Here is a 15,824-nt window from a genome sequence, read left to right on the forward strand (position 1 = left end):
AAGCTATATTGGGACTTTGAAAATCTCAATATAGCTTTTTGTATGCTTTTCTTATTTATTTTCTTACTATCTTTACCTTTATATTTATTTAGTTAAATATAAATATAATAATTTTATTGTATTTTCTAAAGCACTATAATGAGTTCTTTCCATACCATGTGATGCATTTACTCCTGGTCCTATAAGTGCTCCTCTTATATCATTTCCACCTTTTAAAGCTGCTCCGACGTCAGAACCGTATCTTGGATATATATCAATTGCATAGTTTAAGTTATTTTCTTTAGCTAAATTTACAAGGTCTGTTGTCATATTATAATCATATGGTCCACCTGAATCTTTTGCACATATTGATACATCATATTCTGTACAATTTAAATCATCTCCTATGCATCCCATATCTACAGCTATCATTTCTGTAATATCTTGAGGTATATAAGAAGAACCATGTCCAACCTCTTCATATGTTGATATGAAAAGTTTTGTCTTATAGCTTGGAACTATATTTTCCCTCTTAAATAATTCTAAAAGACTTAAAAGGCAAGCAACACTTCCTTTATCATCAATAAATCTTGATTTTAAGAAACCACTTTCTGTTACTGTTGTCTTTGGATTAATAAAAATAAAGTCTCCTGACATTATTCCTAAATTTAAAACATCTTCTTTATTTTTTACTACTTCATCAATTCTAATCTCCATATTTTCTGGAATTCTCTTCTTTGAAGATGCATCTTCATATACATGAATAGCTGCGCTATCACATAAAAATGTTCCTGTATACTCTCTTCCATCTCTTGTTCTTATAGTGCAATACTCACTATCAAGTGTTGGCACAATTGGTCCTCCAACTAAAGTAAATTTTAAAGTACCTTTACTTGTTATTGACCTTACCATAGCCCCTAAAGTATCAACATGAGATGATAATCCAATTACTTTATTATCACTTTTTCCTTCTATTGTTATTATTCCGCATCCTTTATTAGTCTTTTCAAACTTATATCCTAAATGCTTTACCTTTGCTTCTATTAGATCCATTATTTCAAAACAAAATCCACTTGGACTATTAAATTCTAATATCTCTTTTGCAGTATTTAGAACATAGTCTTTATTAACTTTAATATTCATAACTTCAATCCCTCCTATATTTTTATTATACTATTTTTTATATTAATACTTGAAGTTCAAACTCTTCCTTTGGCATTGTATATAATATTACATTTAAACATATACCTTTAGTTACTATATTATTTTCCTTAATATATTTTTTTAGCTTTTCTATAGCTTCTTTTCTCTTATTTTCTTTATATGATAGGCAAAGATATGTCCCCTTTGGAATAACAAAATTATTATATTCTTCTACATCTTTAACTATAATAAATATATTCGTGCTTTTCTTTGATACGTTATTATAATCTTTAATATATATTCCTTTTTCTATTATCCTCTTTTTCTTCACTTCTTCATTTTCTGCTCTAAATCTTCCGAATATATCTTCCCTATTTTCAACAATAAATTCAGTGCTCTTATTTACTCTTTTGCATATTGCATATCTTTCTTCTATATTTTTTATGTACACATGAGGAATATTACTTCTTTTCATACTATATTCCATATTATCTTTTAATTCGCTTATATCTTTTTTTATAACTTTTAAATTTTCTATCTCATTTTTAATTTCATTTATCTTACTATGAAGAAATAATATGAATTTTTCTGAACTTGTTTCTTCATTAATTATCATTTGTATTTCTTTTAATGGAACACCTATTTTTCTTAAATATTTTATAAATCTAAGCTTTCTAAATTGCTCACCAATATAATATCTATAACCTGTTTTTTCATCTACATACTCTGGTTTTATTAAATTTATCTTATCGTAGTTTCTAAGTCTATCTATTGATATTCCTACTATATTTGAAGTTTCTCCAATAGAATAACGTTTTTTCATAATGTATCGCCTTCTTAAAAATTCTCTCTTTACTCTAGTATTATACTATAGTTTATAATTTATTTCCTAAGAATAATTTTATCAAAGGGGGCTTGTATTTTGGATAAAAAATTAATACTTATAAGTTTAAATAAGGCTATATTTACAGTCTGTATGATAGTTTTATATAAAGTTTTATTTGGTCCTGAAAATATAAGTATAGGACTTATGGTTGCGTTTAGTGTGATAGCATTTTTAAAATTAGATTTTTCTTTATATCCATTATATAAAGGTACTGTTTTTTTAGCGCTAAGTTTCTTTTTATTAATTATGTCATTTTTAGCTGGCCTTAATCCTTTCTTAGGATTAATAATAAATATATTTACTATTTTCACAGTTTCATACTTATATATGAAAGAATCTAAAAGCATGGTGTCTTATTTATTTTTATTTATATATATCTATATGGTTAGTATAAATGTACCTGTAGAACTATTACCTAAAAGATTTTTATCTTTAATGTTTGGAGTTTTAATTATAGTTGTTAGTCAATTATTGTTTAACAAAAATAAATTTAATGAAAAATCTTCAGCACTTTTATTGAATGGACTTTCAAATATAAAAGATGGGATAAGCAATTTATTAGATAATAAAGAGTATGATGCTTTAATTTTAAATAATAAAGTGAGGGAACTTCTAAATTTAATTGATGAACAAAATTCTAGTTTTTTCTTTTCTAAAGTTTTATTCAAACATTATTTTAATATTGCAATTAGTTTAGAAAGACTAGCAATTAATATTAATAAAATTAACGTAATAGCTGATTTAAATGTTAAGTATTCATTCTTAAATGATTTAAATGCAGAAATCTCTAATTTAATAAATATGATTTCAAAGAATAATTCTGATGCTATAGCTTTTTCTTTAAAGTATAAAGATGATTTTAAGAGATATCCTGTGCTTAAGGAGTGCTCTGATTTACTAGACATATTAAATACTAATTTTCTATTTTTAAGTGATTATAAACATAAAATAAAGATCACATTAAAGGATATTAAGCTTAAAAAGAAAAATTTAAATATTAATTCTTTAGACTGTAATTTCTCAGTTAAAGTTGCACTTGCTGTTTCAATTCCACTTTTCTTTATAGAATTATTTAATATTCCTAATGGAAAATGGATTATTATAACTATTTATGTACTTTTGCAACCACTTTCAGATGATACTATTATAAAGACAAAAAAGAGAATTAAAGGAACGATAATTGCAGTATCAGTATTTATCTTGATTTTTAGAATACTTAATATTAATATTCCTGAATCTTTATTCTTATTTGTACTAATGTTCTTTTACTTCTATGCAAAAGATTATTATATTAAGGTCATCTTTACTTCTTTATTAGCTTTAAGCGTTAATTTAAGTAACTACTCTCTAGAAATTTTATCTACAACAAGATTTACTTTTATTATAGTTGGCTCTATTATAGCTCTTTTAGTTAATAAATATTTATTACCATATACTAAAGTACACCACACAAATTCTTTAAAAGATAAATATTTAATTTTATCTAATTCTTTAACTAAGGAACTTTGTAATTTAGTAGATGGAAACATTAATGAAGATAGATTAATAAAATTAGCTCTACATTCTAATTTAATTGAATCTAAATTGCTACTCCTAGCAAATAGCTTAAATGATTCATCATTGAAGAATATTATAACTTCTGAAAATAAAATTATAAGATCTATACGCTTTTCTATATTAAATATTTATTCATCGAAAATCAAAAGGAGTTTGTCCTAATCTTTTAGACAAGCTCCTTTATTTACATATAAAAACTTACTTTAATTATATTTATTAACTTATTGCTTTACAGAACCAGCTGTAAGACCACTAGCTATAAATTTTTGAGTAGCCATAAATAAAACTACAATCGGAGCTGATGCCATTATTGATGCTGCTGAATATTGACTCCAATTAGCTGAGAAGTTATTTGTTATAAATTGCTTAAGGCCTGTTGCTATAGTTTGATTAGATGCATCTTTTAAAAGTGATGATGTAAAGATAAATTCGCTATATGCTGCAATAAATGCAAATAAGAATATAACTATTAGCATATTTCTTGTAAGTGGAAGTATTATTTTTGTAAATACTTGAAATGTGCTTGCTCCATCTACATAAGCTGCTTCTATTAAGTCATTTGGTATACCATCAATAAATCCTTTTAAAAGCCAGATATTATATGCACTTCCCCCTCCAATTATAAGTATTAGAACCCATGATTTATCCATAAGTCCTAAAGTATATACAACTCCAAGTATTGCAGGTAACGCCATTATAGTTGGAAACATTTGAAGTATAAGAAGGCTCATTAAACCTTTTTTTCTACCCTTAAATTTAAGCTTAGAAAATGCAAATGCTGCTGGAACTGACATTAAAAGTTGAAGTAATGCAACAGATAAACATATCTTAAGTGAGTTTTTAACCCAAAGAATAAAATCTGTCTCCACTAAAACATCTTTATAATTTTTAAGGGTAAAGTTTTCAGGAAAGAATGTTGATTGTACAAAGGATTCACCTGGAGCCATAGAAGATGATATAACTGCAACAATTGGTATTAATGTTATTACTATCATTATCCATATAAATATTCTACTTAACCAAAGTGTCCTCTTCTCCCCTTTTCGTAATCTTTTTTTATATTTAAATTTCTCTTTATTTTTCATACTATTATTCCTCCTCAAACTGTTTTGAAGCTTTCATTTGAGTATAGGATATTGTTGCAACTATTATAAATATAATTATGCTAAGTGCTGATGCTATATCATACCTTCCAAACTGTGTTGATAATTTATAGTTTGTTGATGCTAAAATATCTGTATATCCTGCAAATTGAGTACCAACTCTTGCAGGGCCTCCTTGAGTAATTAAATATGCAGTATTAAAGTTATTAAAATTAAAAGCAAACGTAGAAATAATAAGAGGATAAGCTGTTATAGCAATTGATGGCAAAGTTATCTTAGTAAACTGTTTCCACTTACTAGCACCATCCATTTTAGCTGCTTCAAAATATGTCTCAGGTATTGATGCTATAGCTCCCATGCAAACGTTCATCATATAAGGAAATCCAAGCCATATATTAACTAAAATTAATGATGCTCTAGCTATATTAGGATCTGTAAGCCATCCTATTGGTTCTTTTATTATATGAAGATTCATAAGCAATGTATTTATAGAACCATAACTTCCATTTAAAAGTCCTTGCCATGAAAGTATTGCAACTGTAACTGGAAGAGCCCATGGTATTATAAGAAGTCCTTTATAAATTACTGATTCTTTCATATTTTTATTACTTAATATAATTGCAAGTAAAAGCCCAAGTAAAAAGCATCCCATAGTTGATATTACTGCAAAGAATATTGTCCATAATAGTACAGGAATAAATACGTCTTTAAATGGACCTGTAAATATATCTATAAAATTACTAAATCCAACTATATTAACATCACCATTGCTAAACATGGTATAGTCAGTAAAAGCAATATATATTGTGTATATTATAGGTGCTATAGTAAATACAATAATGGAGAATAAAGCTGGTGCAAGATATTTATATGCTTTTTTATTTCCTTTTTTCTTCAAAATAAGACCACCTCCTATATGTGATTTACCCATTTTATATTTTGAGGCCTATAAATAGTCTTTCTTAAAGTACTTTTATAAGCCTCTTAATTATCTTATCTATTTATTTTTGTTGATTTATTCCTTCTTTAATTTGTCTTACTATTTCTTCTCCACATTTTTCTGGAGTTAATTTATTATTAGCTAAAAGTTTTAAATTGTCTGCTGCTGGTGTCCACATAGCTTGAACTTCTGGTATATTTGGCATTGGAATAGCTTTTTCAGCTTGTTTTACGAAACCATTTATATACTCATCTTTTTTAACTTGTTCTGATTCTAATTGGGATTTTGTTGCAGGAATTCTACTTCCCTTTTCATAGAATATATTTGAACAATCTTCAGCTAAATAAGTTAAAAGTTCAAATGCTATATCTTTATTTGAAGATTTTTCTGATACAAAACCAACTTGAACTCCCATAAATGATGGAGTTTCATTTCCGTTTAGTGTAGGAAGTGGTACTACACCAAAGTTTAATCCAGCTTCTTTTGCAGCACCAACATTCCAAGGCCCTGAAATATAGAATGCTGTCTTACCTGCCATAAATTCACCTTTAGCTAAATCATCATTTATATCAGCTGACATAACTTTATCTTTTAATACTAAATCTTGAATAAATTTATATCCTTTTATAGCCCCTTCATTTCCCATTCCAATATCAGTTGGATCTAATGTTCCATTATTATTTTTATAAACATATCCTCCATTTGCTGCAACTAAACCAAATGATAAATAAAAATCTGTTAGATTATATTTAAATCCGCTTTTCTTACCTATTTCAACTACTTCTTCCATTGTTTTTGGAACTTCTTTGACTATATCTTTATTGTAGAAAAGTGCTGATGTCTCTTGTGCTAATGGTAACGCATATTTCTTTCCCTCTAAAGTTACTGCCTCAATTAAGTTCTTTGAAGCATATTTGCTTTCATCTAATTTTCCTTCTGGAATTTCAGCAACTATTCCAGCCTTTTGGAAAGTGCCAAGATTGTCATGTGGATAACCAAGCATTATATCTGGTCCAGATGGACTATTTGCAGCTTGAATTAAAGCTTGGAAATCTCCCTTATCCTCGACAACTTTTACTTCTACATTATTCTTTTCTCCCCACTCACTTGCAACTTTCTGAACTTCATCTACCTCTGCCTTTGTTAAGTGAGACCATACTGTAATACTTTTCTTATCATTTGATGCTCCACCTTCATTTCCACCACATCCAACAAATAAACTTGTTGCCATAATACCTGCAATAAGAGCTGCTAATAGTTTTCTTTTCTTCATAATAAAATTCCCCCTAAAATTATTTAACTAAATAGTCTTTAAATTAATGCTCTCTCACTTTTCTTATCAAATATATGAAGTTTATCAAAATCTATAGCTACCTTAATTTTTGTCCCATTCGGTATTCTAATATTTCCTGGAGCTTTAACAACTAAAGTTTTTTCTCCATAATGAAAATATACATAGGTTTCAGAGCCCATAAGCTCGCAAATTTCAACTGTTCCCTCAATGTTATAATCTTCATCTAAAGATACCATTTTTAAATCTTCTGGTCTTATTCCTAAAGTTACTTCTCTATTTGAAATATCTTTAGCTTTATTAATCATCTCTCCTTTAATCTCTATTTCATTATTAGAAATATTTATCTTTAATTTATCTCCATCTTTTTTAATTATCGTATCTATAAAATTCATTTGCGGGCTTCCTATAAAACCAGCAACGAATTTATTTTCTGGTTTATTATATAAATCTTCTGGAGTAGCAACTTGCTGTATAACTCCTTCTTTCATTACTACTATTCTTGTACCCATAGTCATAGCCTCTACTTGATCATGAGTAACATATATAAAAGTTGTTTTTAAATCCTCATGTAATTTTGATATTTCTCTTCTCATTTGAACTCTAAGTTTCGTATCTAAATTTGATAAAGGTTCATCCATTAAAAACACTTTAGGATTTCTAACTATGGCTCTTCCAAGAGCAACCCTTTGCCTTTGTCCTCCAGATAACTCTTTTGGTTTTCTCTTTAATAAGCTCTCAATTTCAAGTACCTTAGCTGCCTCTTTAACCTTCCTATCAATTACATCCTTTGGAATCTTCTTAAGTTTAAGAGAAAAAGCCATATTATCATAAATATTCATATGGGGATATAATGCATAGCTTTGGAACACCATTGCTATGTCTCGCTCTTTTGGATCCATTTCATTTACAAGTTTTCCATCGATATATAATTCTCCCTTTGAAATATCCTCAAGTCCGGCAATCATCCTAAGTGTAGTTGATTTTCCACATCCTGAAGGTCCAACAAATACTATAAATTCTTTATCTTTAATTTTCAAATTGAAATCCTTTACCGCAACTACGTCTCCAGGATATATCTTATAAATATTTTTAAGTTCTAATTCAGACATATTAACTTCCCCTTTAGTTGATCTCATTTATATATATTCATATGCATAAATACTTTATTACAATAAAAATCCACCAGCTTAGCTGGTGGTATTTCCTAAGCCCTATAAGGGCACCTTACTTGCAATTGCGTCTTAAGACGCTAAAAAGGTCCGCCAGCCGCATGTTTTCTGTTACTTGCTACCCTTGAAAGGGTCAATATATTCTTTTATACTTATCTGATCTGCTATCATATCTTCTCTTTCTTGGTTTCTTATATATTCTTCAATCGCTTTTTTATTTCTTCCTACTGTATCAACATAAAAACCTCTACACCAAAAATGCCTGCTTCCATATTTATATTTTAAATTAGAAAATCTCTCAAAAATCATCAAGCTACTTTTACCTTTTAAAAAACCCACAAAACTTGATACACTAATTTTAGGTGGAATCTCAACCAACATATGTATGTGATCAACGCAAGCATGCGCTTCGATTATCTCAACACCCTTCCATTCACAAAGTTGTCTTAATATCTTTCCAATCTCAACTTTCTTTTCTCCATATATCTCTTTTCTCCTGTATTTTGGCGCAAAAACTATGTGATATTTACAATTCCATTTTGTATGTGATAAACTATTACTATCCATTATGGATGCCTCCTTTTGTTATTGAATTTGGCTGCGAACCTAATTCTATTTTAACAAATGGAGGTTTTTTTGCGTAATACATCGCTAAAGCTTATCTGAACACACTTGCATAGCAAGTGGTTTTCCAAATACAAATAAAAAGAGCCTATTTAAAATAAGCTCTTTTTAATAATTTATATTTATTTATCTGCAGGGAATTTTAAACCAATCTCTTTTCTTATTTCATCCATTAACTCTATTGCACTTAATGAATTATTTAAAGAGTTTAATTTAGATTCTAGTTGTCCATTTTTTATGCATCTTATAAATTCATCAATTTCATAATACATATCATTTTTTAATGGTTCTATTGATATCCTTTCTTCTCTTCCATCCCTATAAATTATTTTTACATCTTCAAAGTGAATATTACTTATTAACATACTTCCATCTTCACCTTGAATTTCTAACGGAAGATTTGAATTACTTATTTTTGAATACATTATAATTCCATCAAAATCCTCATAATTAAATATAGCTGATCCTTCTCCATCAATTCCATTACTTAAAAATACACTATTTGAAATAACTTTATTTGGCTTACCAAATAGGTTTATCATTGGATGAATACAATAAACTCCAATATCCATAAGTGCACCGTTTGAAAGATCTTTATTAAATGCATTTAATATAACTCCTTCTTTAAAAGAATCATATCTTGATGAATATTGACAGTAACTTGCAAAATATCTTCTAATCTTTCCTATCTTATTTAAATTCTCTTTTACTTTTAAAAAGTTTGGAAGAACAGTAAGTCTCATAGCTTCCATTAACAGTACTCCATTTTCTTTTGAAGTCTTAATCATTCTACTAACTTCCTTTAAATTAGAAGCCATTGGTTTTTCACATAAAACGTGCTTTTTATTATTCATACATAATATGCTTTGAGATTCATGTAAAAAGTTTGGTGATGCTATATATACAGCATCAATTTCTTTACATTTAGAAAACTCCTCTAAATCATCAAAAAAATTTTTAGCGCCATAAGGCTTTCCAAATTCTTTTGCCTTTTTTATATCTCTTGAATATACAGCTGTTAATTCAAAATCTTTATGCTTTAAAGCAGCATCTAAAAAATTATGAACTATCTTTCCTGTCCCTATAATTCCAAATCTTATTTTTCTCATTAAAACTCCCCTTTAAATACTATATTTAATAAACTTCAGGTATTATAATTAAAGCACATTTTGCTCTCTTTGCTACGTGTGCAGTAACTGAACCTACTAATAATGTAAATTTCTTTTTTGTATTTTTAGCCATAATAATTGTATCAACTTCATTTTCTTGTGCATATGATAAAATTTCATCACCTGCATATCCAAATCTAAGTTCAGTTTTACATTCGTACTCTTTTATTTGCTCTTTAGCTTCTTTTAATACTCTCTTTCCTATAACTTCTGCATCTTTTATTTCTTCTGAAACAGCCATTCCATTAATAAATACTATTTCTCTTACATGTATTAAAGTAACTTCTACATTATCTTTATTAAAATTATCTTTTAAATAGTTTAAAGAAATTAAACTTCTATCAGTTCCATCTATTGGTATTAAAATTTTTTTCTTTTGCATAAAAACACCCTTCTTTCTCATAGCTTATATATGTTATTTTCTATATTATATATCTTTCTTCCTGCATATTTCTCTTTATATTAGTTCATTTAATATAAAATTTACTATTTATATTTATAATTGCTAAAGTATGGCTTAATACAAAGTAATGATTTTGAACATAATATATTTGAACAAACATATATTTAATTTTTATATAAGGGAGGTATTAATATGAACAGAGAACATTACATAGTTAATGGTTTAGTTAATGAAACTGTTAAAACCCAAATGAAAAATTCACTTGAAAAAATTGATGGTGTAAATAACGTATGCATTGACCTTGGACGTGGAAGTGTTGAGGTTATATATTCAGACCCAGCTACAAAATCTGAAATAGAAAATTGCATAGAAAAAACAGGACACCATATCGAAGGTTAATTTTTTAATTTAATAAATGTATATTAAAAAAAGCTAGAAACTTTAAGTTTCTAGCTTTCTCTTGTCATTATGGCAGGGGCACTAGGACTTGAACCCAGAACCAATGGTTTTGGAGACCACTACTCTACCAATTGAGCCATACCCCTTTAGGACAATAATGATTATAATATATATATTATAAAAAATCAACAATTTTATTTGTTTTATTTTTTACAATTCTTTATTTGTTTTATATTATAGGATATAAGCTCCTCATAGCTCATATTATTATCAAAAGTTTTAAGATTTAAAACTTTATAATTACCTTTATTTTTATCATCTTTATTTGATTCATTTCTTATATAAATAACAGAATCTTCTTTTAAATTATTTGATTTTATATACTCATTTACCTTTTGATTTTTATCTAATACTTTAAAGTCTATTCCTAAGCCTTTAAATAAATACTCAAAAGTACTATCTTCTGATACAAAAGTATATTTTTTTAGATTTCTAGAATCTTTATCAAAATCTTTTTTAATATCTTCAAGATTTTTAACTATTTCTTCATAGTTTTTTTCATAAAAATCCCTATTTTTAGGATCTTTTTCTTGAAGAGCAGATTTTGCATTATATAACATTACTTTATATTCTGCTATTCCAAGATAGTAATATGGATTAACTTTTTCTTTATCATCCACATTATATTTTAATTCCCTTATACCTCTAGATAAATTAACAGCTCCAACAGAACTTTTATCTACTTTATTTACTAAATCATTTATCCAATCATTTTCATTTCCAGATCCCTGATAAAAGAATAAATCCATATTTGATATATTTTTTATTGTGTTTTCATCATATTTATATTTTTTTGCTTCATCTAAATTATTAAACATATATTCTATACTATGCTTGTCCTTAGATAACTCTTTAATAATCTTATATTGTTCTTTATTTGTTGTAATAATATTTAAGTAAACATCTCTAGTATCTTTATCACTCTCTGCGGTATCTGCCATAAGTGGCTTAGAAAATCCTCCAAGGCCTAAAAAAAACGCTGCGGTTATAATTAGCATAGCAGCTGTTATTTTCTTCATGATTTCACCTCTCTAAAAACCCTTTTCCATTATTCATTATATTTAAAAATTTATTTATTATACTGTAAATATTTGTTCTTTAATTTTACACTTTTTATTTTTATAATGCAATTACTTTTATATTACTTTTCTTTTTTTTGATTTTTGGATAGAATATAAGGATAGATTATGATTTTTAAGAAAGGAGACAAATCTTATGGATTTTGAAGTTAATAGTATTTCTGAAACTACAAACATTGGTGAAGCTTTAGGTAAACTTTTAAATGCTGGAGATATTATATGTTTAACTGGTGATCTTGGAACTGGTAAAACTCATATAACAAAAGGAATTGCTAAAGGACTTAACATTACTGACAATATAACAAGTCCAACTTTTAATATTGTAAATGAATATGATTCTGGAAGACTAAAGCTAAACCACTTTGATGTTTATAGAGTTAGTGACCCTGATGAAATTTACGCAATAGGTTTTGATGATTATATCTTTTCAGATGCAGTTTCAATTATTGAATGGGCAAACTATATAGAAGAAATTTTACCTAATGATTTTTTACATATATACATTCAAAAAGATTTATCTAAAGGAGAATATTATAGAAAAATTACTTTAACTCCTTATGGTGAAAAATATCAATATATAAAGGAGTTGTCTTTATGATAGTTTTAAGTGTGGATTCATCCTCAAAGTGCGCAACTGCTGCATTACTTAAAGATGATATGCTTTTAGGAGAATATACATTAAATAATAAACGTGAACACTCTGTTCTTCTTATGGGAATTATAGAACAATTATTAAATGATACTGGTGTTTCAATAGATGATGTGGACGGTTTTGTTGTTTCTAAAGGACCTGGTTCATTTACAGGACTTCGTATAGGTATGGCTACAGTAAAAGGTCTTAGCTTTGGTTCTAACAAGCCTTACGTAAGTGTTTCAACTCTTGAAGGATTAGCGTTCTCTATTTCATCATTTGATGGAATTATATGCCCTATTATGGATGCATTAAGAGAAAATGTTTATACAGCAATATACAAAGTTATAGATGGCAAAATGGAAGCTATAGTAGATTGTACTTCAATGGATATTGAAGATCTTGTAGAAAAGCTTAATTCAATGAATGAAAAAGTATTATTTACAGGTGATGGTGTTTCAAAACATAAGGAATATTTATTAGAACATATGCAAAATATATCATTTGCACCAGTTCATTTAAATACAGTAAGAGCATCTCAAATTGGTGAAATTGGTTTAAACCTTCTAAAGAACGGAATAAAGGATGATGAAAACTCTGCTCCTTTATACTTAAAGAAACCTCAGGCTGTAAGAGAACTTGAAAATAGATTAAAGATGACTAATGGAGAAAGTAACTCTTAAACTTATGGACAATATGGATGTAGAAGGTGTCCATAATGTAAGTAAGTTAAGTCTTAAAGAAGGTTGGAGCCTTAATGAAATCTCTAAAGAACTTTCTAATGAATTTGCTAATTATATTGTACTAAAAACTTCATCTGATGAAGTTATAGGCTTTGCAGGTGCTTGGATAATTGCATCAGAAGGCCAAATTACAAGTGTAGCTATTCACCCAAGCTATAGGGGGAAAGGCTTTGGATTTAAGCTTATGGAAGCATTAATAAAACACTTAAATTCAAAAGATTGCTATGATATAACATTAGAAGTTAGAAAATCTAATATAATAGCTCAAAACCTTTATAAATCACTTGGTTTTAAAAGTGAAGGAATAAGAAAAAATTTCTATGAAGATAATAAAGAAAGCGCTGTTATAATGTGGCTTCATAAATAAGAAAATCCCCAGGACAATCAAGTAAGATCACTTTACTTGCCTCTCTTGGGGATTTTGATATTAAAATATATTATTTTTTATAATATATTATTTGCCAAGCTTTTCTTTTTCTTTTATTTCTCTAGCCATCTTTTCTTCTTCTTTTCTAACTTCAGCTAGCTTTGATTTATTATTTTTTATAATAACCTCATCATACCTCTTTTGTCCCATAAATCTCATCCCTTCCATACTACAAATCTATAAATCTCTGTCCAAATCTTGATTTAATAGTAACACTAATCTATATAACAGTAAAACTTTAACACCTTCATTTTAGACGATATATTTGAATATATAACCATATATATTCATATTTTAAATTTAAATATCATTTGCTATTGTTTTATATCAATATCTCTAATATTCTTTTAATTATTATTTATTTTACATATGATTTAATTTTGTAACAGATTATAATTTTTATTAATAATTATAAAAAGGAGACATAAAAATGCCTCCTTTTATTTTATATTAATGAATTTTTGCTGTGCTATTTTTGTGTTCTCCAAAATTAGGTTCAACTTTAAATATTGCAACTGATACCTTCTTATATAATATATATGTTAATCCAGATGCTATTATACCTTTTACTGCATTAAAAGGTACTAAACCAACAGTTACATATCTCATAAGCTCAGCTGATGACATTTGCATTCCGTAAAGTGGTAATAATATATACACATTTGCTAAAACTCCAATGATGCTCATTATAACTACACCTATTACCATTCCTATTATAGCTGTCTTTTTTGACTTCTTTCTCCAATAAATAAATGCTGCTGGGAAAACTAATGAAGCGCCTATTATAAAGTTTGCAAATTCTCCAACTCCACCTGTTTGTGTTCCAGATAATAATAGATTCATTAATACTTTTAAGAATTCTATTAATACTCCCGCTAAAGGACCAAATGCAAAGCCCCCCATAAGAGCTGGAACATCACTTAAATCTAATTTAAGCCATGGAAATACCGGAAATGGAATTTCCATAAACATAAATATAAAAGCAATTCCTGTTAGTAATGATATTTTCACCATTTTGTTTAAATTTTTGGTCATTTTAATAATTCCTCCCCCAAATAATCTTCTTTTGGTGGGTAAGTATTAATTAAATTAATTTAAAAAAATCCCTGATATACCTATAAATATATCAGGGACGTAAAAATTCTAAACCAAATTAACTAATATTTTACCTTCTTTCATCCAGACTATACTGTCGGCTTCGGAGTTTCACCGAATCATGCTAAAAATTAGCTCGCGGGCTTTACCGCCGGTGGGGAATTACGCCCCGCCCTGAAGATATATATAATATTTTATTTACAGTTTTATATTACCTCTTTGTTATATATTTGTCAATAAATTAAATTTTATTTTTACCTTGATATTACATTTTATTAGTAGTAAAATTTAATTAAGTAATTACTTAATTAAAAATAAAAATAGAGGTACCAATGAATAATATAGTTAAACTTTTTAAAGCTCTAGGTGATGAAACTAGATTAAAAATTCTATTTTTACTCGCTAGAAAAAACGTATGTGCTAAAGGTATATCTAGGCATCTTGGTATATCTGAAGCTGCTGTTTCTCAACATATTAAAGTATTAAAAGACTCTGGTATTATATTAGGTCACAAAAAAGGCTATTTTATTCACTACTCAGTTAATAATGAAATTCTAGATGATTTAAATCATTTTACAGATAGTCTTAAAGATCCTGAGGTTCTTATATTAAATGATCTTAATTTCTTAGACTTTAAATGTGAGAGAAAAGAAAATTGCTCTAAAAGATGCAATAAATCAAATTGTGAAAGGGGAAATTAAAATGAAAATTTGTATTCCTGTAAAAGAAAATAACGGCTTAGAAAGTATTCCTTATAACCACTTTGGTTCTGCACCATTTTTCTTAGTAGTAGATACTGAAACAAATGATATTACTGCTATAAATAACGGAGATTTAAACCATGAACATGGTAAATGTCAACCGATAAAAGCTATAGGTGGAGCTGATATAGATGTAGTTCTTGTCCTTGGTATTGGCGCTGGAGCTATTAATAAATTAAACTCTATGGGTGTTAAAGTATTTAAAGCAAATCCTACTTCATTAAAAGAAAACATAGATCTATTTAATGATAATAAATTACTTGAATTTAGCCCTGCAAACTCATGTACTGGTCATAACTGCGGCCATCATTAATTAAAAGTAAAAGAACGAAAATGAATCCTTTTTAAGCTTCATTTCCGTT

General features: G+C 27.6%; 19 protein-coding genes, 1 tRNA gene and 1 riboswitch. Of the genes, 7 read left to right on the forward strand and 13 right to left on the reverse strand.

Annotated features, from left to right (window positions below):
• Window positions 1-84: 84 nt before the first annotated feature.
• Window positions 85-1,122, reverse strand: a complete 1,038-nt coding sequence (locus ACZ5TJ_RS12455; RefSeq protein ID WP_464200131.1) for a M42 family metallopeptidase — start codon at window positions 1,120-1,122, stop codon at window positions 85-87.
• A gap of 37 nt (window positions 1,123-1,159) precedes the next feature.
• Complete coding sequence (locus tag ACZ5TJ_RS12460; protein ID WP_464200133.1) at window positions 1,160-1,945, reverse strand: MerR family transcriptional regulator; 786 nt, start codon at window positions 1,943-1,945, stop codon at window positions 1,160-1,162.
• A gap of 99 nt (window positions 1,946-2,044) precedes the next feature.
• On the opposite strand from ACZ5TJ_RS12460, the gene ACZ5TJ_RS12465 reads away from it, so the two are divergent.
• Entirely contained in the window at window positions 2,045-3,727 is a 1,683-nt protein-coding gene (locus ACZ5TJ_RS12465; RefSeq protein ID WP_464200135.1) for an FUSC family protein, read from the forward strand.
• A gap of 59 nt (window positions 3,728-3,786) precedes the next feature.
• Here the strand turns inward: ACZ5TJ_RS12465 and ACZ5TJ_RS12470 are convergent, their stop codons facing one another.
• From ACZ5TJ_RS12470 to ACZ5TJ_RS12500, 7 genes are all read right to left on the reverse strand, one after another.
• Entirely contained in the window at window positions 3,787-4,650 is an 864-nt protein-coding gene (locus tag ACZ5TJ_RS12470) for a sugar ABC transporter permease (protein WP_464200137.1), read from the reverse strand.
• A 4-nt stretch (window positions 4,651-4,654) separates the two neighbouring features.
• Window positions 4,655-5,599, reverse strand: a complete 945-nt coding sequence (locus ACZ5TJ_RS12475; RefSeq protein WP_464200140.1) for a carbohydrate ABC transporter permease — start codon at window positions 5,597-5,599, stop codon at window positions 4,655-4,657.
• A 70-nt stretch (window positions 5,600-5,669) separates the two neighbouring features.
• Window positions 5,670-6,881, reverse strand: coding sequence for a sugar ABC transporter substrate-binding protein (locus tag ACZ5TJ_RS12480; RefSeq protein WP_464200142.1), 1,212 nt, complete (start codon window positions 6,879-6,881; stop codon window positions 5,670-5,672).
• A 38-nt stretch (window positions 6,882-6,919) separates the two neighbouring features.
• Window positions 6,920-8,011 (reverse strand): ABC transporter ATP-binding protein, encoded by a 1,092-nt coding sequence (locus ACZ5TJ_RS12485; protein WP_464200144.1) that lies wholly within the window; start codon window positions 8,009-8,011, stop codon window positions 6,920-6,922.
• 171 nt (window positions 8,012-8,182) lie between these two features.
• Window positions 8,183-8,638, reverse strand: coding sequence for an IS200/IS605 family transposase (gene tnpA / locus ACZ5TJ_RS12490; RefSeq protein WP_464200147.1), 456 nt, complete (start codon window positions 8,636-8,638; stop codon window positions 8,183-8,185).
• A 179-nt stretch (window positions 8,639-8,817) separates the two neighbouring features.
• Window positions 8,818-9,804 carry a Gfo/Idh/MocA family protein gene (locus tag ACZ5TJ_RS12495; RefSeq protein ID WP_464200149.1) on the reverse strand — a complete coding sequence of 329 codons (987 nt, stop codon included), beginning with the start codon at window positions 9,802-9,804 and terminating at the stop codon, window positions 8,818-8,820.
• Window positions 9,805-9,829: 25 nt separating this feature from the next.
• Window positions 9,830-10,246: a universal stress protein gene (locus tag ACZ5TJ_RS12500; RefSeq protein WP_464200151.1), complete on the reverse strand. Its 417-nt coding sequence runs from the start codon at window positions 10,244-10,246 to the stop codon at window positions 9,830-9,832.
• Between the two features lie 213 nt (window positions 10,247-10,459).
• Between ACZ5TJ_RS12500 and ACZ5TJ_RS12505 the strand changes: the two genes are divergently transcribed.
• Window positions 10,460-10,666, forward strand: coding sequence for a heavy-metal-associated domain-containing protein (locus ACZ5TJ_RS12505; RefSeq protein ID WP_055207806.1), 207 nt, complete (start codon window positions 10,460-10,462; stop codon window positions 10,664-10,666).
• 70 nt (window positions 10,667-10,736) lie between these two features.
• Here the strand turns inward: ACZ5TJ_RS12505 and ACZ5TJ_RS12510 are convergent.
• Window positions 10,737-10,812: transfer RNA gene (locus tag ACZ5TJ_RS12510), tRNA-Trp, on the reverse strand.
• A 57-nt stretch (window positions 10,813-10,869) separates the two neighbouring features.
• Entirely contained in the window at window positions 10,870-11,745 is an 876-nt protein-coding gene (locus tag ACZ5TJ_RS12515; protein WP_464200154.1) for a metal ABC transporter substrate-binding protein, read from the reverse strand.
• Window positions 11,746-11,941: 196 nt separating this feature from the next.
• Here ACZ5TJ_RS12515 and tsaE point away from each other — a divergent pair, with 196 nt between their 5' ends.
• Genes tsaE through rimI form a run of 3 tightly spaced genes read left to right on the forward strand, consistent with a single transcriptional unit; the run spans window position 11,942 to window position 13,546 of the window.
• Window positions 11,942-12,403 carry a tRNA (adenosine(37)-N6)-threonylcarbamoyltransferase complex ATPase subunit type 1 TsaE gene (gene tsaE, locus ACZ5TJ_RS12520; RefSeq protein WP_464200156.1) on the forward strand — a complete coding sequence of 154 codons (462 nt, stop codon included), beginning with the start codon at window positions 11,942-11,944 and terminating at the stop codon, window positions 12,401-12,403.
• A complete protein-coding gene (gene tsaB / locus ACZ5TJ_RS12525) occupies window positions 12,400-13,119 on the forward strand; it encodes a tRNA (adenosine(37)-N6)-threonylcarbamoyltransferase complex dimerization subunit type 1 TsaB (RefSeq protein WP_055226513.1) in 720 nt (239 codons plus the stop codon). The genes tsaE and tsaB overlap by 4 nt, the downstream gene beginning before the upstream one ends.
• Entirely contained in the window at window positions 13,100-13,546 is a 447-nt protein-coding gene (gene rimI / locus ACZ5TJ_RS12530; protein ID WP_464200159.1) for a ribosomal protein S18-alanine N-acetyltransferase, read from the forward strand. The genes tsaB and rimI overlap by 20 nt, the downstream gene beginning before the upstream one ends.
• An 87-nt stretch (window positions 13,547-13,633) precedes the next feature.
• Here rimI and ACZ5TJ_RS12535 read toward each other — a convergent pair whose 3' ends face one another.
• Both ACZ5TJ_RS12535 and ACZ5TJ_RS12540 read right to left on the reverse strand, forming a co-directional pair.
• Complete coding sequence (locus tag ACZ5TJ_RS12535) at window positions 13,634-13,756, reverse strand: hypothetical protein (protein WP_464200161.1); 123 nt, start codon at window positions 13,754-13,756, stop codon at window positions 13,634-13,636.
• Window positions 13,757-14,056: 300 nt separating this feature from the next.
• Window positions 14,057-14,641 carry an ECF transporter S component gene (locus ACZ5TJ_RS12540; protein WP_464200163.1) on the reverse strand — a complete coding sequence of 195 codons (585 nt, stop codon included), beginning with the start codon at window positions 14,639-14,641 and terminating at the stop codon, window positions 14,057-14,059.
• 128 nt (window positions 14,642-14,769) lie between these two features.
• A riboswitch (FMN riboswitch) is annotated at window positions 14,770-14,887 on the reverse strand.
• Between the two features lie 146 nt (window positions 14,888-15,033).
• Between ACZ5TJ_RS12540 and ACZ5TJ_RS12545 the strand changes: the two genes are divergently transcribed.
• Window positions 15,034-15,402 carry an ArsR/SmtB family transcription factor gene (locus ACZ5TJ_RS12545; RefSeq protein WP_464200165.1) on the forward strand — a complete coding sequence of 123 codons (369 nt, stop codon included), beginning with the start codon at window positions 15,034-15,036 and terminating at the stop codon, window positions 15,400-15,402.
• A gap of 1 nt (window position 15,403) precedes the next feature.
• A complete protein-coding gene (locus tag ACZ5TJ_RS12550; protein WP_464200167.1) occupies window positions 15,404-15,775 on the forward strand; it encodes a NifB/NifX family molybdenum-iron cluster-binding protein in 372 nt (123 codons plus the stop codon).
• The last annotated feature ends 49 nt before the right edge of the window (window positions 15,776-15,824 follow it).

Source organism: Clostridium budayi, assembly GCF_055396605.1.

Excerpts from the sequence above, each read along its gene's own strand:
- ACZ5TJ_RS12480 (WP_464200142.1), bottom strand. The coding sequence starts at position 6,881 with ATGAAGAAAAGAAAACTATTAGCAGCTCTTATTGCAGGTATTATGGCA.
- ACZ5TJ_RS12505 (WP_055207806.1), top strand. The coding sequence starts at position 10,460 with ATGAACAGAGAACATTACATAGTTAATGGTTTAGTTAATGAAACTGTT.
- ACZ5TJ_RS12475 (WP_464200140.1), bottom strand. The coding sequence starts at position 5,599 with ATGGGTAAATCACATATAGGAGGTGGTCTTATTTTGAAGAAAAAAGGA.
- tsaB (WP_055226513.1), top strand. The coding sequence starts at position 12,400 with ATGATAGTTTTAAGTGTGGATTCATCCTCAAAGTGCGCAACTGCTGCA.
- tnpA (WP_464200147.1), bottom strand. The coding sequence starts at position 8,638 with ATGGATAGTAATAGTTTATCACATACAAAATGGAATTGTAAATATCAC.
- tsaE (WP_464200156.1), top strand. The coding sequence starts at position 11,942 with ATGGATTTTGAAGTTAATAGTATTTCTGAAACTACAAACATTGGTGAA.
- ACZ5TJ_RS12455 (WP_464200131.1), bottom strand. The coding sequence starts at position 1,122 with ATGAATATTAAAGTTAATAAAGACTATGTTCTAAATACTGCAAAAGAG.
- ACZ5TJ_RS12500 (WP_464200151.1), bottom strand. The coding sequence starts at position 10,246 with ATGCAAAAGAAAAAAATTTTAATACCAATAGATGGAACTGATAGAAGT.
- ACZ5TJ_RS12550 (WP_464200167.1), top strand. The coding sequence starts at position 15,404 with ATGAAAATTTGTATTCCTGTAAAAGAAAATAACGGCTTAGAAAGTATT.
- ACZ5TJ_RS12460 (WP_464200133.1), bottom strand. The coding sequence starts at position 1,945 with ATGAAAAAACGTTATTCTATTGGAGAAACTTCAAATATAGTAGGAATA.
- ACZ5TJ_RS12535 (WP_464200161.1), bottom strand. The coding sequence starts at position 13,756 with ATGGGACAAAAGAGGTATGATGAGGTTATTATAAAAAATAATAAATCA.
- ACZ5TJ_RS12485 (WP_464200144.1), bottom strand. The coding sequence starts at position 8,011 with ATGTCTGAATTAGAACTTAAAAATATTTATAAGATATATCCTGGAGAC.
- ACZ5TJ_RS12495 (WP_464200149.1), bottom strand. The coding sequence starts at position 9,804 with ATGAGAAAAATAAGATTTGGAATTATAGGGACAGGAAAGATAGTTCAT.
- ACZ5TJ_RS12545 (WP_464200165.1), top strand. The coding sequence starts at position 15,034 with ATGAATAATATAGTTAAACTTTTTAAAGCTCTAGGTGATGAAACTAGA.
- rimI (WP_464200159.1), top strand. The coding sequence starts at position 13,100 with ATGGAGAAAGTAACTCTTAAACTTATGGACAATATGGATGTAGAAGGT.
- ACZ5TJ_RS12515 (WP_464200154.1), bottom strand. The coding sequence starts at position 11,745 with ATGAAGAAAATAACAGCTGCTATGCTAATTATAACCGCAGCGTTTTTT.
- ACZ5TJ_RS12470 (WP_464200137.1), bottom strand. The coding sequence starts at position 4,650 with ATGAAAAATAAAGAGAAATTTAAATATAAAAAAAGATTACGAAAAGGG.
- ACZ5TJ_RS12540 (WP_464200163.1), bottom strand. The coding sequence starts at position 14,641 with ATGACCAAAAATTTAAACAAAATGGTGAAAATATCATTACTAACAGGA.